This is a genomic window from Streptomyces adelaidensis, from assembly GCF_016598475.1.
Lineage (GTDB): Bacteria > Actinomycetota > Actinomycetes > Streptomycetales > Streptomycetaceae > Streptomyces > Streptomyces adelaidensis.
Window position 1 is genome coordinate 47,913 of the sequence record NZ_JAEMUX010000047.1, and the last position, 19,493, is coordinate 67,405.

The following is a 19,493-nucleotide window of genomic DNA, read 5'->3' on the forward strand; positions in this document are numbered from 1 at the left end:
CCTCACCCCATGACCCCTCAGGCGAACCCCCGGCTCGGCAGCGCCATAAAGGCCGCGGACCGTGCGCACGTGTTTCACTCCTGGTCGGCGCAGGAGCTCATCGACCCGCTCGCCATCGCCGGTGCGGAGGGCTCGTACTTCTGGGACCACGACGGGAACCGGTACCTCGACTTCACGAGTGGCCTCGTCTACACGAACATCGGCTACCAGCACCCGAAGGTCGTCGCGGCGATCCAGGAGCAGGCGGCGACGATGACGACGTTCGCGCCGGCGTTCGCGATCGAGGCGCGGTCGGAGGCGGCGCGGCTGATCGCCGAGCGGACGCCGGGGGACCTGGACAAGATCTTCTTCACCAACGGCGGCGCGGACGCGGTCGAGCACGCCATACGCATGGCCCGGCTGCACACCGGCCGCCCCAAGGTGCTCTCCGCCTACCGCTCGTACCACGGCGGCACCCAGCAGGCCGTGAACCTCACCGGCGACCCGCGCCGCTGGGCCTCCGACGCGGGCACGGCCGGGGTCGTGCGCTTCTGGGCGCCGTTCCTCTACCGGTCCCGTTTCTACGCGGAGACGGAGGAGCAGGAGTGCGCGCGGGCGCTGGAGCACCTGGAGACGACGATCGCCTTCGAGGGCCCGGCGACCATCGCCGCGATCATCCTGGAGACCGTCCCGGGCACGGCCGGGATCATGGTCCCGCCGCCGGGCTATCTGGCCGGGGTCCGGGAGATCTGCGACAAGTACGGGATCGTGTTCGTGCTGGACGAGGTCATGGCCGGGTTCGGGCGGACCGGTGAGTGGTTCGCCGCCGACCTCTTCGACGTCGTACCGGACCTGATGACCTTCGCGAAGGGCGTGAACTCCGGTTACGTCCCCCTCGGCGGCGTGGCCATCTCCGCCGCCGTCGCCGAGACCTTCGCCAGGCGCCCGTACCCCGGCGGCCTCACCTACTCCGGTCACCCGCTGGCCTGCGCCGCCGCCGTCGCGACGATCGGCGTCATGGCGGACGAGGGCGTCGTCACCAACGCGGCCGCCCTCGGCGCCTCGCTCATCGGGCCGGGGCTGCGCGAACTGGCCGAGCGCCACCCCTCGGTGGGCGAGGTGCGCGGTGTCGGCATGTTCTGGGCCCTGGAGCTGGTCAGGAACCGCGAGACCCGTGAGCCCCTCGTCCCCTACAACGCCACCGGCGAGGCGGGCGCCCCCATGCTCGCCTTCGGCGCCGCCGCCAGGGCCCAGGGCCTGTGGCCCTTCATCAACATGAACCGCACCCACGTCGTCCCCCCGTGCAACATCACGGAGGCCGAGGCCAAGGAGGGCCTCGCCGCCCTGGACGCGGCGCTGGCGGTGACGGACGAGTACACGGCGTGACGCCATGACCCAGCCGTGACCTGGCCGTGCCGCTGGCCGGTGGGGCTGCCCCGGCCGCCCACCGGCCACCCACCGTCACCCACCGGCCGCCCACCGGCCGCCCACCGGCCCCCACCGCTCACCCATGAACAAGTCACAGCCCCACCCGGGACATACACGGACATCCCCACCCTCCACACCCTGCGTACCGAAACACCCTCGCGGGAACCCGAACGCGTAAGGTGACGTGCTCGTAAGAGAACTCAGAGAGCACGCACGGGAATGCGTACGCGTACGCGGATGGGGGACCCAGACCACGATGCCCGGCACCGGCACCGGCGGCGGCGGCAATGGCGCCGTTACTCGTAGCACCCTGCGGCAGCAGCTCGCGGACGCGCTCCGTGACGAGGTGCTGGCCGGCAGATTGAAGCCGGGGCAGGAGTTCACGGTCAAGGAGATCGCCGAGCAGTACGGGGTGTCGGCGACCCCCGTGCGCGAGGCGCTGGTGGATCTGTCGGCGCAGGGGCTGCTGGACGCGGTGCAGCACCGGGGGTTCGAGGTCCACGAGTACTCGGCGGGCGACTACCGGAACATGGTCGAGGCCCGCATCCTGGTCACCGACGGCATGTTCCGGCGGCTGGGCGACCGCAAGGTGGACACCCGCCTGGCCGCCGCGCTCGCCGGGGTCCGGCGGCGCGGCGACGAGGCGCGGCGGGCCGCGACCTCCGGGGACCTGAACATCCTGATCGGCTACGACCTGCGGTTCTGGCGCGAGCTGAGCGCCCTGTTCGGCAACCCGTACCTCACCGACTTCCTGCACCGGCTGCGCGTGCAGTCCTGGGTGTGCGCGGTGCGGCACCTGCGCCTGGCGGACGATCTGAGGGGACGGCTGTGGGCCGACCACACGGATCTCGTCGACGCCCTCACCCGCCGTGACGCGTACACCGCGCAGGAGATCATCGCCGGCTACGACGAGCACTCCCTGACCCTGGTGGAACGCCTGGCGGACGGATGAGCAAGCCCCGCAGGGCGGTCGGCGGGCAAGTGAGCGTCGACCTCTCCGTCGTCGTACCCGCCTACAACGAGGAGCGCCGGCTCGCCCCGACGCTCGACGCGATCGTCACCCATCTCGCGGCGACCGAGGCGGCCGCCACCTGGGAGATCATCGTCGTCGACGACGGTTCGACGGACGGCACGGCCGACGTCGTGGCCGCCGTCACCGCCCGGGACGCGCGGGTCCAGCTCATCGCCGGCGGGGACCGCAACCGGGGCAAGGGCAACGCCCTGCGCCTCGGTGTCCTCGCCGCGCACGGCCGCCGCATCCTGCTCACCGACGCCGATCTCGCCGCGCCCATCGACGAGTTGGAGCGGCTCGACAAGGCGCTCTCCGACGGGCAGGCCGCCGCGATCGGCTCGCGCGAGGCGCCCGGCGCGACCATCGACCGCCACCAGCACCGGGTGCGCGAGGCGCTCGGGCGGGCCGGGAACTTCCTGATACGCGGGGTCGCGGTGCCCGGTATCCGGGACACCCAGTGCGGTTTCAAGCTGTTCGACGGCGACCGCGCCCGCGAGGCCTTCGCCGCCTCCCGCCTCAACGGGTTCGGGATCGACGTGGAGGTACTGCGGTACTTCCGGCGCGGCGGCTGGCCCGTCGCCGAGGTGCCGGTCCGCTGGTCGCACCAGCCGGGCTCGAAGATCCGCCCGTGGGACTACGCCCGGGTCCTCGGTGAACTCGCCGCCCTGCGGGCCCGGTCCGTCCGCCCCGCCGATGTCCTCGCCGTCACCGTCTTCCTCCTGATGTCGGTGGCCCTCTACGCCGGCCGCTGGCTCGATCCGAACGGCCGCTACCTCCCGGACTCCCTCCAGGACCAGAACCAGTGGGAGTGGTTCTTCGGGATCACGGCCGACAACCTCGTCCACCTCCGCAACCCTCTCTTCAGCACCTTCCAGGGCTTCCCCGACGGCGTGAACCTGATGGCCAACACGGTCATGCTGGGCCTGTCCGTCCCCTTCGCGCCCGTCACGCTCGCGTTAGGGCCGGCGGTCTCCCTCGCCCTGGCGATGACCCTGGGCCTGGCCGCCACGGCCGCCGCCTGGTACTGGCTGATCGTCAGAAGGGCCGTACGGCACCGGGGTGCGGCCTTCACCGGCGCGGCCCTCGCCGCGTTCGCGCCGCCGATGGTCAGCCACGCCAACGCGCACCCGAACTTCGTCGTCCTGTTCGTGCTGCCGCTGATCATCGACCGGGCGCTGCGGCTGTGCACGGGCGCCCGGACGGTACGGGACGGCACCGTCCTCGGCCTGATGACGGCGTATCAGATCTTCCTCGGTGAGGAAGCCCTCCTCCTCGCCGCCCTTGGCATGCTGCTGTTCGCCGTCGCGTACGGGGCCCTGCGCCGGGACGTGGCCCGCGACGCCTTGCGTCCGCTGCTGAAGGGGCTCGGCGTCGCGGTCCTCGTCGTGCTGCCCCTCGTCGCGCTCCCGCTGTCCTGGCAGTTCTTCGGCCCGCAGAGCTACACGAGGATCGGGCACGGCGACAACGCCGGCAACAGCCCGCTCGCCCTCCTCTCCTTCGCCGAGCGCTCGCTCCTCGCGGGCGACCACGACCGCGCGGAGGCGCTCTCCCTCAACCCCACCGAGCAGAACGCCTTCTACGGCTGGCCGCTGGTCCTGCTGGCCCTCGGCATCGTCGTACGGCTGTGGGAGCGCCCCCTGGTGAAGGCGCTCGCCGTCACGGCGGTCGGCGCGGCTCTGCTCTCCCTCGGCCCGGAGTTCCGCCTTCCGCAGACGGATCTCGTGCTGCCCGGCCCCTGGGCGCTGCTCGCCGAGAAGCCGCTGTTCGAGTCGGTCGTCGAGGGCCGGGTGGCGATGATCTGCGCCCCCGTCCTCGGCATGCTGCTGGCGCTCGCCTGCGAACGGCTGGCGGCGGCGCCCGGCCTCGGCACGCGGTACGTCGGCTTCATGGCCGTCACCCTCGCCCTGCTGCCGATCGTCCCGGCCCCGCTGAAGTCCGAGGACCGCGCCGAGGTCCCGGCGTTCGTCGCGGACGGCACCTGGAAGTCGTATGTCGACACCGGGGCCGGCCAGACCCTGGTGCCCGTGCCGCTGCCGGACCCGGGCAACGCGGTGGCGCTGCACTGGCAGGCGGCGGCCGGCTTCGGCTTCCGGATGCCCGGCGGCTACTTCAACGGCCCCTTCGGCGAGGACCGCGCCGGCATCTACGGCGCCGCCCCCCGCCACACCTCCAACCTGCTGCGTGACGTCCGCTACACCGGCCGGGTCCCGGTGATCGGCGAGAACTGGCGGGCGCGGGCCCAAAAGGACTTCGCGTACTGGCACGCGGGCGCGCTGGTCCTGCTCCCGCAGTCCTACGACGAGGAGTTGCGCGAGGCGGTGGACAAGCTCGTCGGGCGACCCGGTACGTGGGTGGGCGGTGTGTGGGTATGGGACCTGCACGCAGGGGACTGAAGACGCGTTCAGCGACTACGCTTCCCTGACCACTGTGTGCCGTACGCGAACGACTCTTCACCGTGCGTGTGCGTGCCGGATGACGTAGGAGTTCTCTTTTGGCCTGTGACCTCTGGTTGGTCCCGCTCGTCGACGTGCTGTGCCACACGCCCGACAACCCCTTCGCCGAGGAACTCGCGCTCTACGACAAGCTGCTGGCCGAGGCCGGGCTGCCACCGGTGCCGGTGTACCAGTACATGCCCGGGCTGAGCGGGGAGGTCGCCCCGGTCGCTGGTTTCGACTACGACGCGCTGCACTTCCTGCGCCGGGCCTATCTGCTCCAGGTGTGCGGCCTGGCGGCGACCCCGGTGGACGCGCTGGGCGGCGACTACGAGCAGCTCCTCGAGATGTTCGAGGACACGGCCCAGCGGTCCCACCTGGTCTGGCACTACGACCACGCGGGCGCCTACGTCCCCGTCGACTTCCCGCAGCCCCTGTCCGACGACGAACTGCTCGCCGGCGGCGGCCCGTTGGGCTCCTCGCAGGGCCTGCTGCGGGAGCTGGAGTTCGTCGCCCCGTCGATCGGCATCGACCCGGCGAACCCGCCGGCGCCCCCCGAAGCACCGCTCGCACCCACGGAGTTGGAGGAGCCGGCCGTCGCCGCGCCCTACGATCCCAGCCCCTTCGCCCGCGAACGGCACGTCTGGCTGGGCCTGCACGCTGCGGCGACCCGCAGCCTGGCTCAGGGCTCGATGATCGTGTTCAGCTGAGGCCCTGAGGCCTCAGCGGCCCAGCGCCGAGAGGCCCTTCTGCAGATCCTCGGGGTTCATGACCGGGGTGTACGAGACATCGGCGCCCAGGTCGAGGAAGAACGGCTCGGCGATCGCCGGCATCTGGGAGCTGTCCTGCATGTCGAAGACCATGAAACAGGTGCGCTGACCGTGGTCGGTCGTGAAGTAGGCCGCCTCCGGCTTGACCTGCTCCATGGCGGACTGCATCAACTTCCCCAAGGTGCCGTTCCGGATGGCCTCGTTCGACCTCTCCGTGTCGAGGTTTGCCCTGAACAGGACGCGCATCGCACTCACCTTCCCTTGACTGGCATGGTCCGATATGCACGCGAACGCGCACCTTCTCAGGGTATGCCCGGCATACGTGTGTTGTCGGCTCGACAGCCGCCCCACCCCCGCCCCGGAGGGGGCCCACAACGAGCCCCCTCCGGCGCGATCACTCCCCGTCCGCCGCCATGATGCCGACGCACTCATCAAGCGCGGCGTGCAACGACGGCACGAAGGCGGCGAGTTCGGCCTCCGACGCCTTTCCCGCCTCCAGTACGGCCCCTACGACCGTCACCAGGACGGCGGCGGCCTTGAGCGCCTGCGCATCGGCCAGCCCCTCCAGCAAACCGCCCGGGCGCCCGACGACAAACGCCTCCTTGCCACTGACCGGATCAACACCGAGGCTCCGCAGCCGCGACCCACTCATACGGCCACCTCCCACGGAAACCGGTCCTGCCCCCGCGCCGCGAGCACCACCGCCCGCCGGCGATCACATCGATCCCGCTCCCGCTCCCACACGACGACGTACGGCCGGACGAGGGGCAGCGCGTCGAGGGTGATGCCGTCCGCCGGGTACGGCTTCGGGGGCGCGGGTCGGGGGGCGAGAGCGGGCGGAGGTGAGGTGAGGGGTGGCGGCGGCGCGCTGAGGCGGCGCGCTGAGGCGGCGCGCTCCGCGGGCGGGCAGGAAGAGGCCCAGGATCGCGGCCAGTAGTCTCCGCATAGGTCGACTCCGTTTCAGTCGGCTGAGGCCCCGGCTGGAAGCTCTCACCCTTCCAGCCGGGGCGTTTCACTGCCCGCATAGTATCGCCTTGTATTGACTCGTAGCGATACGTATCCCAAAGAGCCTGCATCACTTCCCTTGCCTAGCGTCGACTCCATGAACCCTGACGCCGCGATCGACCATGGCGCACCACTGACCCCGTATCGGCAGCTGGCCGAGATCCTGCGTGCGCAGATCCAGCGCGGCGACTGGCAGCCCGGGCGGATGCTGCCGAGCGAGGCCCAACTCGTACAGCGGTATGGGATCGCGCGGACGACAGTGCGGCGAGGGCTTGGCCTGCTCGCCGAGGAAGGCTGGGTCTACACCGTTCCCCAGCGGGGATGGTTCGTATCAGACCCCTTGCCGCCCTCCCCCGAACCCCCCGCCTAGGACAGATCCGAGCCGCCCCCGAGCGATCGCGTCCGGAACGAGCCCCGGTGTGGCCCGACGCCCCCTCGGCCTGCGCCAGGCCGCCACCACCCATCACGAACTCGGCGACACCTGGCACGAGGCGCCGGCCCTCGACGGCCTGGGCTCGGCTCTTCTCGACGAGGACCCGTCGGCGGCACGCAGATGCTGGGCCGAGGCCCTGAGGCTGCCGGCCGGCTTCGACGACCCCCGCGCGGGGGCGGCGCGCCGGAGTCTGGAACGCCGGCTCGGCGGCGCCCAGCAGTGAGTACTGCCGGGCGCCGCCGAGCGCCGTGCCCTGAATGAACCCCTAGATGAACGAGTTGATCTCGATCGTCTCGTCACGCCCCGGGCCCACGCCGATCGCGGAGATCGGGGCGCCGGACATCTCCTCCAGCGCCTTGACGTAGTCCTGGGCGTTCTTCGGGAGGTCGGCGAAGGTCTTCGCCTTGGTGATGTCCTCGGACCAGCCGGGGAGGGTCTCGTAGATGGGCTTCGCGTGGTGGAAGTCGCTCTGCGAGTACGGGAGTTCCTCGACGCGCTTGCCGTCGATCTCGTAGGCCACGCAGACCGGGATCTCCTCCCAGCCCGTCAGGACGTCGAGCTTGGTGAGGAAGAAGTCCGTCAGGCCGTTCACGCGGGTCGCGTAGCGGGCGATGACCGCGTCGAACCAGCCGCAGCGGCGGTCGCGGCCCGTGGTCACGCCCCGCTCACCGCCGATACGGCGCAGGGCCGCGCCGTCCTCGTCGAAGAGCTCGGTGGGGAACGGCCCGGCGCCGACGCGGGTCGTGTACGCCTTGAGGATGCCGATGACGCGGCTGATCTTCGTCGGGCCCACACCGGCGCCCGTGCAGGCGCCGCCCGCGGTCGGGTTCGACGACGTCACGAAGGGGTACGTGCCGTGGTCGATGTCCAGCAGGGTGCCCTGGCCGCCCTCGAAGAGGACCACCTTGTCGTCCTCCAGGGCCTGGTTCAGCACCAGGACCGTGTCGGCGACGTACGGCCTCAGCTGCTCCGCGTAACCGAGCAGCTCCTCGACCACCTGGTCGGCGGAGATGGCGCGGCGGTTGAAGAGCTTGGTGAGGATCTGGTTCTTGGCGTCGAGGGCCGCCTCGACCTTCTGCGTCAGGATCGACTCGTCGTAGAGGTCCTGGACGCGGATGCCCACGCGGTTGATCTTGTCCGCGTAGGTGGGGCCGATGCCCCGCCCCGTCGTACCGATCTTCCGCTTCCCGAGGAAGCGCTCGGTCACCTTGTCCACCGTCACGTGGTACGGCGTGATGATGTGGGCATTGCCGCTGAGCAGGAGCTTTGACGTGTCGACGCCGCGCTCGTTCAGACCGCTCAGCTCGGAGAGCAGGACCGACGGGTCGACGACGACACCGTTTCCGATGACCGGAGTGCACTCCGGAGTGAGGATCCCGGAAGGGAGCAGGTGGAGGGCGTACTTCTGGTCGCCCACGACTACCGTGTGGCCGGCGTTGTTACCGCCCTGGTAGCGCACCACATAGTCGACGGATCCGCCAAGCAGGTCCGTCGCCTTTCCCTTACCTTCGTCACCCCACTGAGCACCGAGCAGCACAAGTGCGGGCACGCGCGTACACCCCTTCCGGGCGGGGCATGTCCAAGGTCGGGGGCGTACGCGGTGGCTCATTACCGCCGCGTGCACCGCGACCGTCGTTGGTCGCACACTGTCGGACCCGGATGCCCCGGAATAGACCAAGCCCCTGGCGCAATAGCGCAAGGGGCTCTTGCACAAAGATGCTACCCGAGGAAGCGAGGCAGGACCGAGGTGGTGACTCCCGACCAGCTCCTCGTGGTCATCGACCCCCTCGCCCGTCGCACGGACGGGGAGGCGGTACGGATCGCGAAAGACGTGCTCAGCGCGGGTGCGGCGAGTACGAAGGTGTGCCTTCCCGAAGGGCAGGAGGAATTCGCGCGAGCGCTCTCACGACGTGGTTCGCGGCGGCCCGTGGTGGTCGGCGACGACCGCACGCTGCTGCGGACCGTGGCTCTTCTGCATCGGCAGCGGGAGCTGGCCGCGTGCGCCCTCTCGCTGGTGCCGGTGGGCTCGGCGCTGGGGCTCGCCCGGTCGCTCGGTGTGCCGACCGGCACGGTGGCCGCCGCCCGGGCCGCCCTCGACGGCGTCGAGCGACGGCTCGATCTGCTCGTCGACGACAGCGACGGGGTGGTGCTGGGCACGCTGCGCATCCCGGCCCTGCCGGGCGCCGCTCCGCCGGAGACGGAGACGAACATGGGCGTGGGCATGGGCATGGGCATGGACGCGGACATGGACGCGGACATGGAGGTGGGGATGGACTCCGGCCTGGTCCGGGACGTGGACGTGGGCCCGGATTCGGGGTCGGGCGCGGGGGGTGCCTCGCGCGATGGCTCCTCCGCCGGTCACCACTTCTGGTTGCGCGCCTGGCCGCAGTCCCTCGTCCGTACGCTGTCGACGCGGCCGGGCAGCCGTCCGGCCCGGACCGGACGGCTGCCACGCCCGTCGCGTATACGGGTCGTGAACGGCGGCGGGGCCGGGCCCTCGCGGCTGCGGGTGGAGGTGGACGGGGTGATGCTCGTCGACCTCGACCAGCCCGTGGAGGCCGTGTCCATCACCCCCTGCCCGCACGGCGGCGCCGACGTCGAGATCCGGCCGGTGTCGGTGGGCGCCGAGGCGACCGCGCTGCACGCGGTCGGCCGGCGCGTCACCGTCTCCGGCGCGGACTTCCGCTACCGGGCGGACTCCCTGGTCGCGGGCCCGGTACGGACGCGGACGTGGACGGTACGGGAAGGGGCCTGGGGGCTGACGCTGCCGAAGTGAGGACGGAGGGCGGGGCGCCCCTGGCACCCGTACCGTGGAGGCCCAGTCTGCGCGGTGTGGGAGGGACGTGTGCCCGTTGACCCGCTCTGGAACACGGCAGCAGTGCTGGAGTCGGCCGCGCAGCGGCGCCCCGGCGCGCTCATCCGCCTCGGACGCCAGCACTGCTCGTGGACGCCGGCCGCGCTCGGAGACCGGATCGGCTGCTCGCCCGCCAACGGCTCCCGGCTGGAGCGCCGCACGCGGATCGTCGACCTGACCCTCGTCCACCGCGCCGCACTCGAAGTCGGCGTGCCCGGACACACCCTGACGTCTTCTCCGGTCCCCGAAGGCGGTGGCCGGCAGGTGCTGCGACGACTTCGAGGGGGGCACGGTCGCCGACCATGCCCCCCTCGGTTTCGGCCCTACCTGCCGATAGGTGATTTCACATGGGCAGGAGGGACCAGGTACCCGCTTTCGGGAGTCGTGGTGCCGCCGTCAGCCACCGCTGTTGTCGGACAGCTCCCATCCGGCCCCCCGGTCGCTGCTGGAGCCGGCGAAGTAGCCGCAGGTGAGGGGCAAGCCGGAGGAACTCACGCCCCCGCGGGCCGCCAGCGCCGCCTCACAGTCCGCCTCGGTCTGGTAGGAGCCGAGGACGACGGCACTGGCCGGGGAGGCCACGGCCAACCCGATGCCAAAGGCGGCCACAGCACTCGCGGCGACCATCGCAATTCGCTTACGCACGAACTGTTCCTTTCTGTGGCGCACCGTATACGAGGTCAACGGTCCGCCAAATAGACAACTCGACAGATCGACGACAAGTCCCGAACTTTGGACAGTCTCTGTCTGTGGCTCCCACATTGCCATCAGGACTCACCTGCCGCAAACCAACCTCTGTGAAGTTGATATCGGGACCCTTCACAATGTGGAGGTTGCCCGAGTTTTATGGAAGTGAATGACGGGGGCGAACAGGGCCAACCCCCGACGCCAAGCCACAGCGAACTCTCGGCGAATTCCCAGCTCGTTCTCGCAGCATTCCCCAGCCTGGGAGTCGCGATCTCGGATGCCCAGAGGCCAAGTCCCGACAGCTGCACTGGCACGTCCGGCAGTCGCGGCGGAGGCTGGAGGATGGGATGGGGTGCCGCCGAGAGGGGGCGTTCGGCGAGTGAGGCAAGTGTGGAAAAGTGTGGCTTTTTAAACTACGGGCCTGAAAACCCGTTAAAACCTGTATGGTCCAGCTCACTCCCGCCCCTTGCTCCCACCCCTTGCTCCTCTTTGAATCCGTGTCAATTCATCACGTTTAAAGGGGAGTTGCTCGATACGGATGATGACGCGGTAGCTGACGTACGCTTTACTACTCGCACGTCAAACTCCGACAGGGGAACTGCCGATAGTGTTGCGGTGTCCCAAGTGCCTCCTCCGGAAGCAAGTGTGACGGTGCGCAACGCCGGGGCATTTGACTTTACCGACGAGTGGCTTCAGTCGGTAGCCTGATCGGTCGCCCTCACATCTCCGTATCACGGACATACGAGGGCACACATCAACCTAAGGATGAAAATGAGCATTTAGCCAAGGTAGGCGGCCATCGCCGCAACCGCGGTTGCGCTGGCGGCCTCCACTCTGGTGATGACCGGCGCGGGCAGCGCGGCGGCCGGGAACAGCAGCGGGCATTTCATGGTGAATGCCCCTGCCGAGTAGGGAGCGTCGGCACCGGCAGCACCATCTGGAGCGATGGATGGTGCACGCCGGCACAGTCGGGAACGTGGGCGCAAACCCCGCTGTCAGGCCACGCTAATGGAACTCTGACTGTTTTTGGCGATTCCGCGTGCGGCTCTACAAAGGGGAAGGTCACCGTCCCGATCGACACCAGTTCGACTGATAATTACTGGTTCACCTTCAAGAGTAGCGACATACACTGAGTGCGAGGCCCCGCTTGTGCAAGGGGCCGCCGGGACTTCGCCGACGGCCCCTTTCCCATGGCCAGCGCCTGATCACGGAGTGCGTGCCGCCTTAGCCCTGGTTTGTCGCTGGTTGATGCCGTCTGGTGTTCGTCGGGCCTTGTTCGGTCACCGAGACGGGACTGAGTGCCGAACGGATGACAACCGACTCCGTTTCAGGGCAGTGCGGTGACGGATTAGTGACATGACCACGAATTGATCCAGACCCGACGCGCTCCGGGACTGACGACAACAGCCCCGGTGGAGATGTGTCCACCGGGGCTGCTGGCTGCTTGTGCGCGCTATTGGCAGAGGGGGAGGGCGCGGCTCAGGAAGGCGTGCCAGCTGGCTTCGCCGATGTGGAGGAGGGGGCCGTGGGGGTTCTTGCTGTCTCGGATGGCGCGGCCGCCGGTGGTCGTGGCCGCGACCTCGACGCAGTCGCCCTGTCCCCCGGAGTACGAGGACTTGATGAAGGGACCTATGAACTCAGGGATCACGACGCATCGTCCTTGCTTCTCTGTAGTACGCGCCGAATGAGCTGCGCGCTCGCATCCGGGCTCAACGCTGCCGATCGTAGTTGGTCAAAGGCGAGCGTGTAAGCGGCGAGATCCTCAGGCGCCTCAAGGATCGAGGTGCCCCTCAGGTTCTCCAGTGTCACCGCTTCCACGATCGGCTCAGCGTCGAAGCTGAAGGACGAGAACGCGGAGATTTCCCCGGCCAGCGTGCCCGCGCTCAAGGGGAGGACCTGAACGGTCACGCCCCTCCGCTTCCCCACCTCAAGGATCTGTTCAAGCTGTTCGCGGTGGATCTCAGGGCGCACCAAGGGGTGAATGATCACGGGCTCCCAGATGATGGCCGTGTACGCCGCCCCGCCCTCCTCGATCTTCACCTGCCGCGCCTCGCGGACCTTGACCATTTGCCCGACGCGTTCCGGGGCGACGTAGCTCGGACTGGAGGCGATAACGGACTCCGCGTAGGCCGGCGTTTGCAGCAGGCCCGGCACCAGCGCCTGCGCCCACGCACGGATGTGAGTCGCGTCGTCCTCCAGCGAAATGTGGTCGAGGTAGTCCGGCCGCAGATGTGCCGCATGTTCGAGCCACCACCCGCGGTGGTTGGAGCGCTTCGCCAAGTTCTCCAGTTTGCCGAGGACTTCGGGTTCATGCACGCCGTATGCGTTCAGCAGCACGCGAATCTCAAGGATGCGCGCGGTCACATGCCCGCTCTCTATACGGCTGACCCGAGCCTGATCCACTCCGAGCACATTTGCCGCGTGTGCCTGGTCGATCTCGGCGGCCCGTCGGTACCGCTTGAGCGCAGCGCCGAGTCGCCTGCTGCGCACGGTCGGCCGTCCCCCTGTGGGCATTGCTTCCCCTCTCCTGCGGGAGCTGATCTCAGCGCTCCACTCTAGGGCGTACGGCACCCCAAAGAGGGAAGTCGACATATATGAGTCCGTCCAGCTTGCGAGAAGGGTGACTTGGACCCTAGCCTCAAAGTGCACGCACCACTACAGGGCGTGAACTTGACTGCACGTCAGGGGGTCTGTTCGCCATGCCCGAACTCAGCTCACGTAGCGATTCCTTCCGTATCCCCAAGCGGAGAAGACACGTCCCCGAAGCCCGCGCGCAGGTGCGGCGGATTCTCAAGGACTGGGCCCTGGACGGTGAACTCGCCCATGACGTCACGACGGTCGCGACGGAGCTGGTCACCAACGCCGTAGTGCACTGCCGTGTGACCCTCTCGGAGATCGAGGTCGTGCTGTCGATCCGAGGCTGTGGACTGCTGCTTGAGGTGTCGGACCCGGACAAGGGGAAGGTGCCCGCGCCGCGCGCGGAGGACGAGGGCGGGCGGGGGCTGACCCTGGTCGCCGGGCTGGCCGAGCGGTGGGGGCATGAGCAGCGGCCGTTCACGAAGTGCGTGTGGGCGTACTTCGTGAACGTCCCGGAACGGTCGTCGCGGTGAGCCCGCACCGGGCCCGCTGGCGGCGCTGGGCGGCGGCGTCGGCGCGACACCGGGCCACGTACGGGCGGTGGTTGCCGCTGCTCCCCCGCGAACCCTGCTGGGAGCGGGCGCCCGCGAGGGCCGTACCGCCGGACGGCCTCGACATGGACGAAGGAGACATCGTGCGGGCGTACGTCACGGCGTATACGTGTGAGGAGTGTGCGGCGTGAGCGAGGAACCGGCGTGCCCGGACGACGAGTTGGCGGTCAACCCGGTGATGGCCACGTTCAGCGAGCTGCTCGACCACGCCGTGGTGTGCGTGGACGCGTGCCGCAGGAAGGGCGTCTCCTGCCTCCAGGGGATGCGGCTGACCAAGAAACACCGCGCGGCGCGGAAGGTCGCCGGGGCGGCACGGATGAAGCAGAGGGAGAGGGAGCGGGAGCGGGAGCGGGAGAGGCAGGGGCAGGGGCAGGGGCAGGGGCAGGACGGCTCTGACTGAGCGCGTCAGGGCGCCGGTTGACGCGCCGGCCCGGGCTCAGGGACAGGAGATCGCGCGGGCGACGGGGCCCTCAGGTGTGACCTACCGAGTCGTGCGCGGACGGCCGACAGGAGCGCGGCGTGGGGCGGCAGGCCGTCGAGTACCTCGGGGAGGGAGGGCAGGACGACGTGGTGGAAGTCGGCGGGGTAGTGGGCCGATGCCGATGCGAAGCCCCAGCGGCGCTCGGTCGGCGGCTCGGTCAGCAGCTCGGCGAGAGCCGGGACGCAGCGCGGATCGTTCATCCGTGCCAGGGCCCACAGCGCCGCCTCGCCCACGGTCTGGCCCACGCGGGTCGCCCGGGCGGCGGTGTCACCGAGCAGCGCGGCGACCTCGTCCGCGTGCGCGGTGGCCGACGGTCCGAGGCAGGCGAGGAGTTCGGCCGCCCGGAAGCGGACCTCGGCAGCCGGGTCGTCCAGCCGTGCGGCGATCACAGGCAGCAGTTCGGCAACCGGTGAGCGCCACCGCGCCAGCAGCTCGGCCGCCTGTCCCAGGGCGCCGACGCGTTGCTCGTCGTCGGGGTGATCGGCGAGCAGGCCGAGCACGAAGGCGGGGGACGGGCCGGTGAACAGCTCCCCCGTCCACCCCATGACACCCTGCACACCGCACTCCGCCGACCAGGTGGAGATAGGAGCGGCGCCCGCCGTCGCGGACCGTACCGCCCGGACGAGGGACGCCCTGTCGGCGCCGTCGCTCCGGACGCTGACGGCGCCCGCATGCGGGCGCCGGGCGCTGTCAGCTGCCGGTGTGGCGGGGCGTCGCCTCGTCACCTCATCGGTGGCGCGCGGCCCCCTCGGGCGCGGTCCGCGGAATCGGTACGGGTTCGGTTCGCGCGGCCGGGCCGGAGAGCGCGGAGCCGAGCCAGCCCAGGAGGAATCCGGCCGGGATCGAGACGAGACCCGGGTTGCGCAGCGGGAACACCGCGAAATCCAGGTGGGGCAGGAGGGCGGTCGGACTTCCGGAGACTTGGGGTGACAAGCACACCAGTACCACGGAGGTCACCAGGCCGCCGTAGATGCTCCAGGTCGCGCCCCGGGTGGTGAAGCCCTTCCAGAACATGCTGTAGAGGAGGGCGGGGACGATCGCCGAGCCGGCCAGGGCGAACGCCAGTCCGACGAGGAAGGAGACGTTGAGACTGCGCGCGAACACGGCGAGCATCGTGGCGGTCGTGCCCACGACCACGGCCGCCACGCGCGCGACGAACAGCTCCCGCTCCCCGGACACCGTGCCACGGGTGATGAACGCGCCGTAGATGTCGTGCGCCAGCGAGGTCGCGGCGGCGAGCGTGACGCCCGCCACGACGGCCAGGACGGTGGCGAAGGCCAGGCAGGCGACCAGGGTGAGCAGGAGCGAACCGCCGAGGTTCGCCGCGAGCAGGAGTACGGCCGTGTTCCCTGAGGGGTTGTTCGCGGCGATCGCGTCCGTGCCGACGAGTGCCGCCGCCCCGAAGCCGAGCACGATGGCGGCCAGATAGAACACACACGTCAACTGGGCCGCGTACTGGATCGATCGGCGCGCGCCGCTCGGCGTGGACACCGTGCCGATCCGCATCAGCAGGTGCGGCAGACCGGCGGCACCGATCAGCAGGGCGAGTTGCTCGCTCAGGGAGTCCAGCCCCATCGGTCCGGCGTCACCGAAACGGATCCCCGGGCTCAGGAAGTCCTCGCCGTGGCCGCTCCCCCGGGCAGCCGCGCTCAGCAGGGCGCCGGGGTCGAAGTCGTACCTGGCCAGTACCAGCACCGCCAGGCCGGCACCGCCGCCCACCAGCATGACCGCCTTGACGGTCTGGACCAGCGTGGCCGCTCGCATGCCGCCCAGCACGATGTAGGTGATCATGAGCGCCCCGAGGCCGATGGAGACGGCCTGTTCCATGCCCTCCCCGGCCGTGCCGAGGATGCTCACCGTGAGCGCGCTCGCTCCGACGAGCTGCGCGATCAGGTAGAGCAGGCAGACGAGGAGCGTCGCGACGCCCGCCGCCAGATGCACCGGGCGGGACTTCAGACGACGCGCGAGGCGGTCACCGATCGTGAACTCGGTCGTGCTGTGGTACCGCTCCGCCACCAGCAGGAGGATGACGATCCACGAGACGGCGGGCCCCAGAACGGAGAGCGTGCCGTCGTACCCGGTGAGCGCGATCAGACCGGGGCTGCCCAGTAAGGCTGCCGCAGACATGACATCCCCGAAGAGGGCGACGCCGTTGTGGGCGGGCTTGAGGATGCCGTCGCTGACGTAGAACTCGCTCACCGTGCCCCGCTGGGGGCCGGCCCACATCACGAGGAACAGGGCGCAGACGAGGAAGACGAAGAAGACCGGCAGATCGGCTGTGACGTAGTCCCTTGTCATGGTCGGTGCTCCAGTCTCTCGCCGGGGGCGACGAGGGGGTCGACCGAGGTTCTGCAGTACCGGCCGTACCACTGGACCCAGGCTGCGACGGCGACGAGCTGGACCACGCCGAGCAGGAGACCCACGTTCAACGGGCCGGCCACCGACCTGGCCATGACGCCCTCGGCCGCCTCCGCCAGGCAGCTGATCAGCACGTACAAGGCGATGACGGGGGTGGCGACGAGGAACGCGTGGCGGCGCACGCCCCGAACCGTGTGCTGGACACCCGCCGTCCGAAGGGCCTCGGACAGCGTGACACCCGAGAGCCAGGGCAGGGAGCTGTCGTAGGGATGGCGGTCGGCCAGGTCGGCGGCGATACGCAGGGCCCATGCACGCCGTTCGTGGACGATGGCCGCGGCTTTCGCGGTCCCCCCGGCGCCGGCGCTCAGCGACTGCCTGTACCAGGCGCCGAGGTCGGCCGGGTTTCCGTACGACAGGTGACATTCCTTGATCGCCCGGCTCAACTCGACCTCGGAGTACAGGTGTCCGTGGTCGAGAGGGCTCAGGTAGAGGAGCGTGGCCGCGAGGGGGTCTTGCAGGGGGTCGTCGTCTTGGGGCTGAGGGGGTTGCTGGGGTAATTGGGGGTACTGGGAGTGCTGGGGGTGCTGGGGGTGTTGGAGTTGCTGAGGTTGCTGGGGGTGTTTCTTCTGGGGATACATGACCGGCTCTTCGTGTGGTCGGTTGCGCGGTACGGCAGCCGCAGCCGAACTCCGCGTAAGACTGCCGTTACGCATGGTCGCGTCGCGCCGGACATCACACCGCATGTGACCCGTGGCTCATAGCGCGCGTGCCGCCTGGTGGCACACGGACTTGCCGTGCGGAAAAAGAGCAGGTCAAAGGGGTACGAGCGTCACCGGCGCCCGCCGGACTCCCCGTCGTGGACCTCGATGTCGGCGTACCGTACCGGTCCTGGGTCAGGACGGCGCGGGCCATGGCCGGGTCCGGGGCCCGGACGAGGGCGGCCGTACCGAGCCAGGTGTCTCCGTCGTTCGGACAGGAGCGGGCCGTACGCGATCAGCTCGTCCCGCCGGTCGGGCGGTACGGCGAGGCCGGCGGCCGGGCCGGAGCCGAGGCCGAGCACGAGGTAGCGGTTGCCGTCCGGCCGGCCGCCGGGGAAGTCCCACATCGTGCGGCCCAGCAGGTTGCGCCACCGGCGCAGCAGCACGTCCCGGTACACGCCGGCCTGCTGGTTGGGCTCGTCGAAGGCGAACGCGCGGGCGGCGGCGGGGTCCGGCAGGTCGACGATGTGCATGCTGCCGGAGGGGGTGTCACCGTCGGCGGCGGAGTCGGGCCGCGGGCGATCAGCTCCTTCGCGTACCCGTCCGTGTAGGACCAGTGCGCGGGCTTTCAGTTGTGAGCAGCGTCGGATGTGGCGAGCAGTTCGTCGATCGCCGTACGGATGGCCTCGTCGTCATGGAAGCCGCGCCAGCCACCGCCGGCGGCAAGTCGCCGGTCGGAGGACGGGACTTCGCGCAGGAGTCGGGAGGCGGCGGGCCGGGCGGCGGGGCCGATGCGGGTCAAGTAACGCACCGCGGCGAGGTGGACCGGCAGGTATCGGCCTTCGGGCAGGTCCCGGAGCACGTCGAGGAGGGTGGAGACGGCAGTCTCGGTGCCGGGGTCGTCGGGGGTCGCGGCCCACAGCGCGTGTGCCGCTTCCGCCCTGACCCAGGGGTCGGTGGCCGTGGTCAGGGTCCGGAGGCGGTCCGCGTGCTCGGCGGCGTGGGGACCGAGGTCGGCCAGCCTGCGCAGGGCCTGGACGGGGTGACGGTCCGTGATGGCGGGGCCCAGCGCGGACAGGGCGGGCCCGGGGTCGCCGCCGGTTCTCCAGTACGCCCAGGCGGCGAGTCGGGCGTCCGGCCCTTCGGCTGTCGACCGGGACAGCAGCAGCCCGTGCGCCTCGTGGTCGTCGTCCACCGTCCCGAGGCCGGCCAGAGCGGTGGCCGCCGCGGTCCAGGTGCCGTCCCGGCGCAGCAGGCGGAGCAGTTCCGGGACGGCCGCCCGCGCGGCAGGTCCCCAGCCGGCGAGCGTCTGGCAGAGCTGGTTGAGCAGGCGGACGTCATTGGTATCGGCGGTGTCGACGGCGTCGGCAGCGGTGAGTCGTACGCGGACGGCCGACAGGAGCGCGGCGTGGGGCGGCAGGCCGTCGAGTACCTCGGGGAGGGAGGGCAGGACGACGTGGTGGAAGTCGGCGGGGTAGTGGGCCGATGCCGATGCGAAGCCCGAGCGGCGCTCGGTCGGCGGCTCGGTCAGCAGCTCGGCGAGAGCCGGGACGCAGCGCGGATCGTTCATCCGTGCCAGGGCCCACAGCGCCGCCTCGCCCACGGTCTGGCCCACGCGGGTCGCCCGGGCGGCGGTGTCACCGAGCAGCGCGGCGACCTCGTCCGCGTGCGCGGTGGCCGACGGTCCGAGGCAGGCGAGGAGTTCGGCCGCCCGGAAGCGGACCTCGGCGGCCGGGTCGTCCAGCCGTGCGGCGATCACAGGCAGCAGTTCGGCAACCGGTGAGCGCCACCGCGCCAGCAGCTCGGCCGCCTGTCCCAGGGCGCCGACGCGTTGCTCGTCGTCGGGGTGATCGGCGAGCAGGCCGAGCGCGAAGGCGGGTGACGGGCCGGTGAACAACTTCCGCGTCCACTCCATGACCCCCTGCACACCGCACTCCACCGAACTGGTGTGCCGCCACAACTCGACACTGGGATGCCGGATCGCGCGCAGCGCGCTGTCCAGCAGCGCGGCGGCCGGCAGCGCGGAGCCCGGCGGCCCCGAGTCACCAGACACGAGGGCTGAGCCATTGGCCGGGCGGGCCGAGTTCTCCGCCGCGAGGTCCGAGCCACCGGTCGGGCGGGCCGAGTTCTCCGCCGCGGAGTCCGAGCCACCGGCCGGGCGGGCCGAGTTC

21 protein-coding genes are annotated in these 19,493 nt (G+C 70.4%); 10 read left to right on the forward strand and 11 right to left on the reverse strand.

The window, feature by feature from the left end; translation table 11 throughout:
• Positions 1-9: 9 nt before the first annotated feature.
• The 4 genes from I8N67_RS25180 (at position 10) to I8N67_RS25195 (ending at position 5,561) form a co-directional block, all read left to right on the forward strand.
• Positions 10-1,365 carry an aspartate aminotransferase family protein gene (locus I8N67_RS25180; RefSeq protein WP_200305801.1) on the forward strand — a complete coding sequence of 452 codons (1,356 nt, stop codon included), beginning with the start codon at positions 10-12 and terminating at the stop codon, positions 1,363-1,365.
• Between the two features lie 298 nt (positions 1,366-1,663).
• Positions 1,664-2,359, forward strand: coding sequence for a GntR family transcriptional regulator (locus I8N67_RS25185; RefSeq protein ID WP_200305803.1), 696 nt, complete (start codon positions 1,664-1,666; stop codon positions 2,357-2,359).
• Positions 2,356-4,812, forward strand: a complete 2,457-nt coding sequence (locus tag I8N67_RS25190) for a dolichyl-phosphate beta-glucosyltransferase (protein WP_200305805.1) — start codon at positions 2,356-2,358, stop codon at positions 4,810-4,812. The genes I8N67_RS25185 and I8N67_RS25190 overlap by 4 nt, the downstream gene beginning before the upstream one ends.
• Before the next feature lie 98 nt (positions 4,813-4,910).
• Complete coding sequence (locus I8N67_RS25195; protein WP_200305807.1) at positions 4,911-5,561, forward strand: putative DNA-mimic protein; 651 nt, start codon at positions 4,911-4,913, stop codon at positions 5,559-5,561.
• 12 nt (positions 5,562-5,573) lie between these two features.
• On the opposite strand, the gene I8N67_RS25200 is transcribed toward I8N67_RS25195, so the two are convergent.
• Together I8N67_RS25200 and I8N67_RS25205 are read right to left on the reverse strand one after the other, a co-directional pair.
• Complete coding sequence (locus tag I8N67_RS25200; RefSeq protein ID WP_200305809.1) at positions 5,574-5,867, reverse strand: DUF3303 family protein; 294 nt, start codon at positions 5,865-5,867, stop codon at positions 5,574-5,576.
• A 148-nt stretch (positions 5,868-6,015) separates the two neighbouring features.
• Positions 6,016-6,273, reverse strand: a complete 258-nt coding sequence (locus tag I8N67_RS25205; RefSeq protein ID WP_200305811.1) for a hypothetical protein — start codon at positions 6,271-6,273, stop codon at positions 6,016-6,018.
• Positions 6,274-6,723: 450 nt separating this feature from the next.
• On the opposite strand from I8N67_RS25205, the gene I8N67_RS25210 reads away from it, so the two are divergent.
• On the forward strand, positions 6,724-6,996 hold the full coding sequence (locus I8N67_RS25210) for a GntR family transcriptional regulator (RefSeq protein ID WP_200305813.1): 273 nt from the start codon (positions 6,724-6,726) through the stop codon (positions 6,994-6,996).
• A gap of 49 nt (positions 6,997-7,045) precedes the next feature.
• Entirely contained in the window at positions 7,046-7,282 is a 237-nt protein-coding gene (locus I8N67_RS25215; protein ID WP_200305815.1) for a hypothetical protein, read from the forward strand.
• A 42-nt stretch (positions 7,283-7,324) separates the two neighbouring features.
• Here I8N67_RS25215 and I8N67_RS25220 read toward each other — a convergent pair whose 3' ends face one another.
• Positions 7,325-8,608: an adenylosuccinate synthase gene (locus tag I8N67_RS25220; protein ID WP_200305817.1), complete on the reverse strand. Its 1,284-nt coding sequence runs from the start codon at positions 8,606-8,608 to the stop codon at positions 7,325-7,327.
• Positions 8,609-8,806: 198 nt separating this feature from the next.
• On the opposite strand from I8N67_RS25220, the gene I8N67_RS25225 reads away from it, so the two are divergent.
• Positions 8,807-9,835 carry a diacylglycerol kinase family protein gene (locus I8N67_RS25225; protein WP_200305819.1) on the forward strand — a complete coding sequence of 343 codons (1,029 nt, stop codon included), beginning with the start codon at positions 8,807-8,809 and terminating at the stop codon, positions 9,833-9,835.
• A gap of 474 nt (positions 9,836-10,309) precedes the next feature.
• On the opposite strand, the gene I8N67_RS25230 is transcribed toward I8N67_RS25225, so the two are convergent.
• The 3 genes from I8N67_RS25230 to I8N67_RS25240 form a co-directional block, all read right to left on the reverse strand.
• Positions 10,310-10,555 carry a hypothetical protein gene (locus I8N67_RS25230; protein ID WP_200305821.1) on the reverse strand — a complete coding sequence of 82 codons (246 nt, stop codon included), beginning with the start codon at positions 10,553-10,555 and terminating at the stop codon, positions 10,310-10,312.
• Between the two features lie 1,495 nt (positions 10,556-12,050).
• A complete protein-coding gene (locus I8N67_RS25235) occupies positions 12,051-12,245 on the reverse strand; it encodes a DUF397 domain-containing protein (protein WP_372443796.1) in 195 nt (64 codons plus the stop codon).
• Positions 12,242-13,111 (reverse strand): helix-turn-helix domain-containing protein, encoded by an 870-nt coding sequence (locus I8N67_RS25240; protein WP_200305823.1) that lies wholly within the window; start codon positions 13,109-13,111, stop codon positions 12,242-12,244. Before I8N67_RS25240 ends, I8N67_RS25235 begins: the two co-directional genes overlap by 4 nt.
• A 185-nt stretch (positions 13,112-13,296) precedes the next feature.
• Between I8N67_RS25240 and I8N67_RS25245 the strand changes: the two genes are divergently transcribed.
• From I8N67_RS25245 to I8N67_RS25255, 3 genes are read left to right on the forward strand one after another with little or no spacing between them, the layout of a single operon-like run.
• Entirely contained in the window at positions 13,297-13,707 is a 411-nt protein-coding gene (locus tag I8N67_RS25245; RefSeq protein ID WP_200305825.1) for an ATP-binding protein, read from the forward strand.
• Positions 13,704-13,916, forward strand: a complete 213-nt coding sequence (locus I8N67_RS25250) for a hypothetical protein (RefSeq protein ID WP_200305827.1) — start codon at positions 13,704-13,706, stop codon at positions 13,914-13,916. The genes I8N67_RS25245 and I8N67_RS25250 overlap by 4 nt, the downstream gene beginning before the upstream one ends.
• Positions 13,913-14,185: a hypothetical protein gene (locus tag I8N67_RS25255; RefSeq protein ID WP_200305829.1), complete on the forward strand. Its 273-nt coding sequence runs from the start codon at positions 13,913-13,915 to the stop codon at positions 14,183-14,185. Before I8N67_RS25250 ends, I8N67_RS25255 begins: the two co-directional genes overlap by 4 nt.
• A gap of 5 nt (positions 14,186-14,190) precedes the next feature.
• On the opposite strand, the gene I8N67_RS25260 is transcribed toward I8N67_RS25255, so the two are convergent.
• The 5 genes from I8N67_RS25260 to I8N67_RS25280 all read right to left on the reverse strand — a co-directional run.
• Positions 14,191-14,991, reverse strand: a complete 801-nt coding sequence (locus I8N67_RS25260) for a HEAT repeat domain-containing protein (RefSeq protein WP_234046251.1) — start codon at positions 14,989-14,991, stop codon at positions 14,191-14,193.
• Between the two features lies 1 nt (position 14,992).
• A complete protein-coding gene (locus I8N67_RS25265) occupies positions 14,993-16,564 on the reverse strand; it encodes a solute symporter family protein (protein WP_200305831.1) in 1,572 nt (523 codons plus the stop codon).
• Positions 16,561-17,262: a DUF485 domain-containing protein gene (locus I8N67_RS25270; protein WP_234046252.1), complete on the reverse strand. Its 702-nt coding sequence runs from the start codon at positions 17,260-17,262 to the stop codon at positions 16,561-16,563. Before I8N67_RS25270 ends, I8N67_RS25265 begins: the two co-directional genes overlap by 4 nt.
• Before the next feature lie 191 nt (positions 17,263-17,453).
• Complete coding sequence (locus I8N67_RS25275) at positions 17,454-17,972, reverse strand: YciI family protein (RefSeq protein WP_307835370.1); 519 nt, start codon at positions 17,970-17,972, stop codon at positions 17,454-17,456.
• On the reverse strand, positions 17,951-19,493 hold a 1,543-nt coding region (locus I8N67_RS25280), incomplete at its 5' end, for a HEAT repeat domain-containing protein (RefSeq protein ID WP_200305833.1). The genes I8N67_RS25275 and I8N67_RS25280, both read right to left, overlap by 22 nt.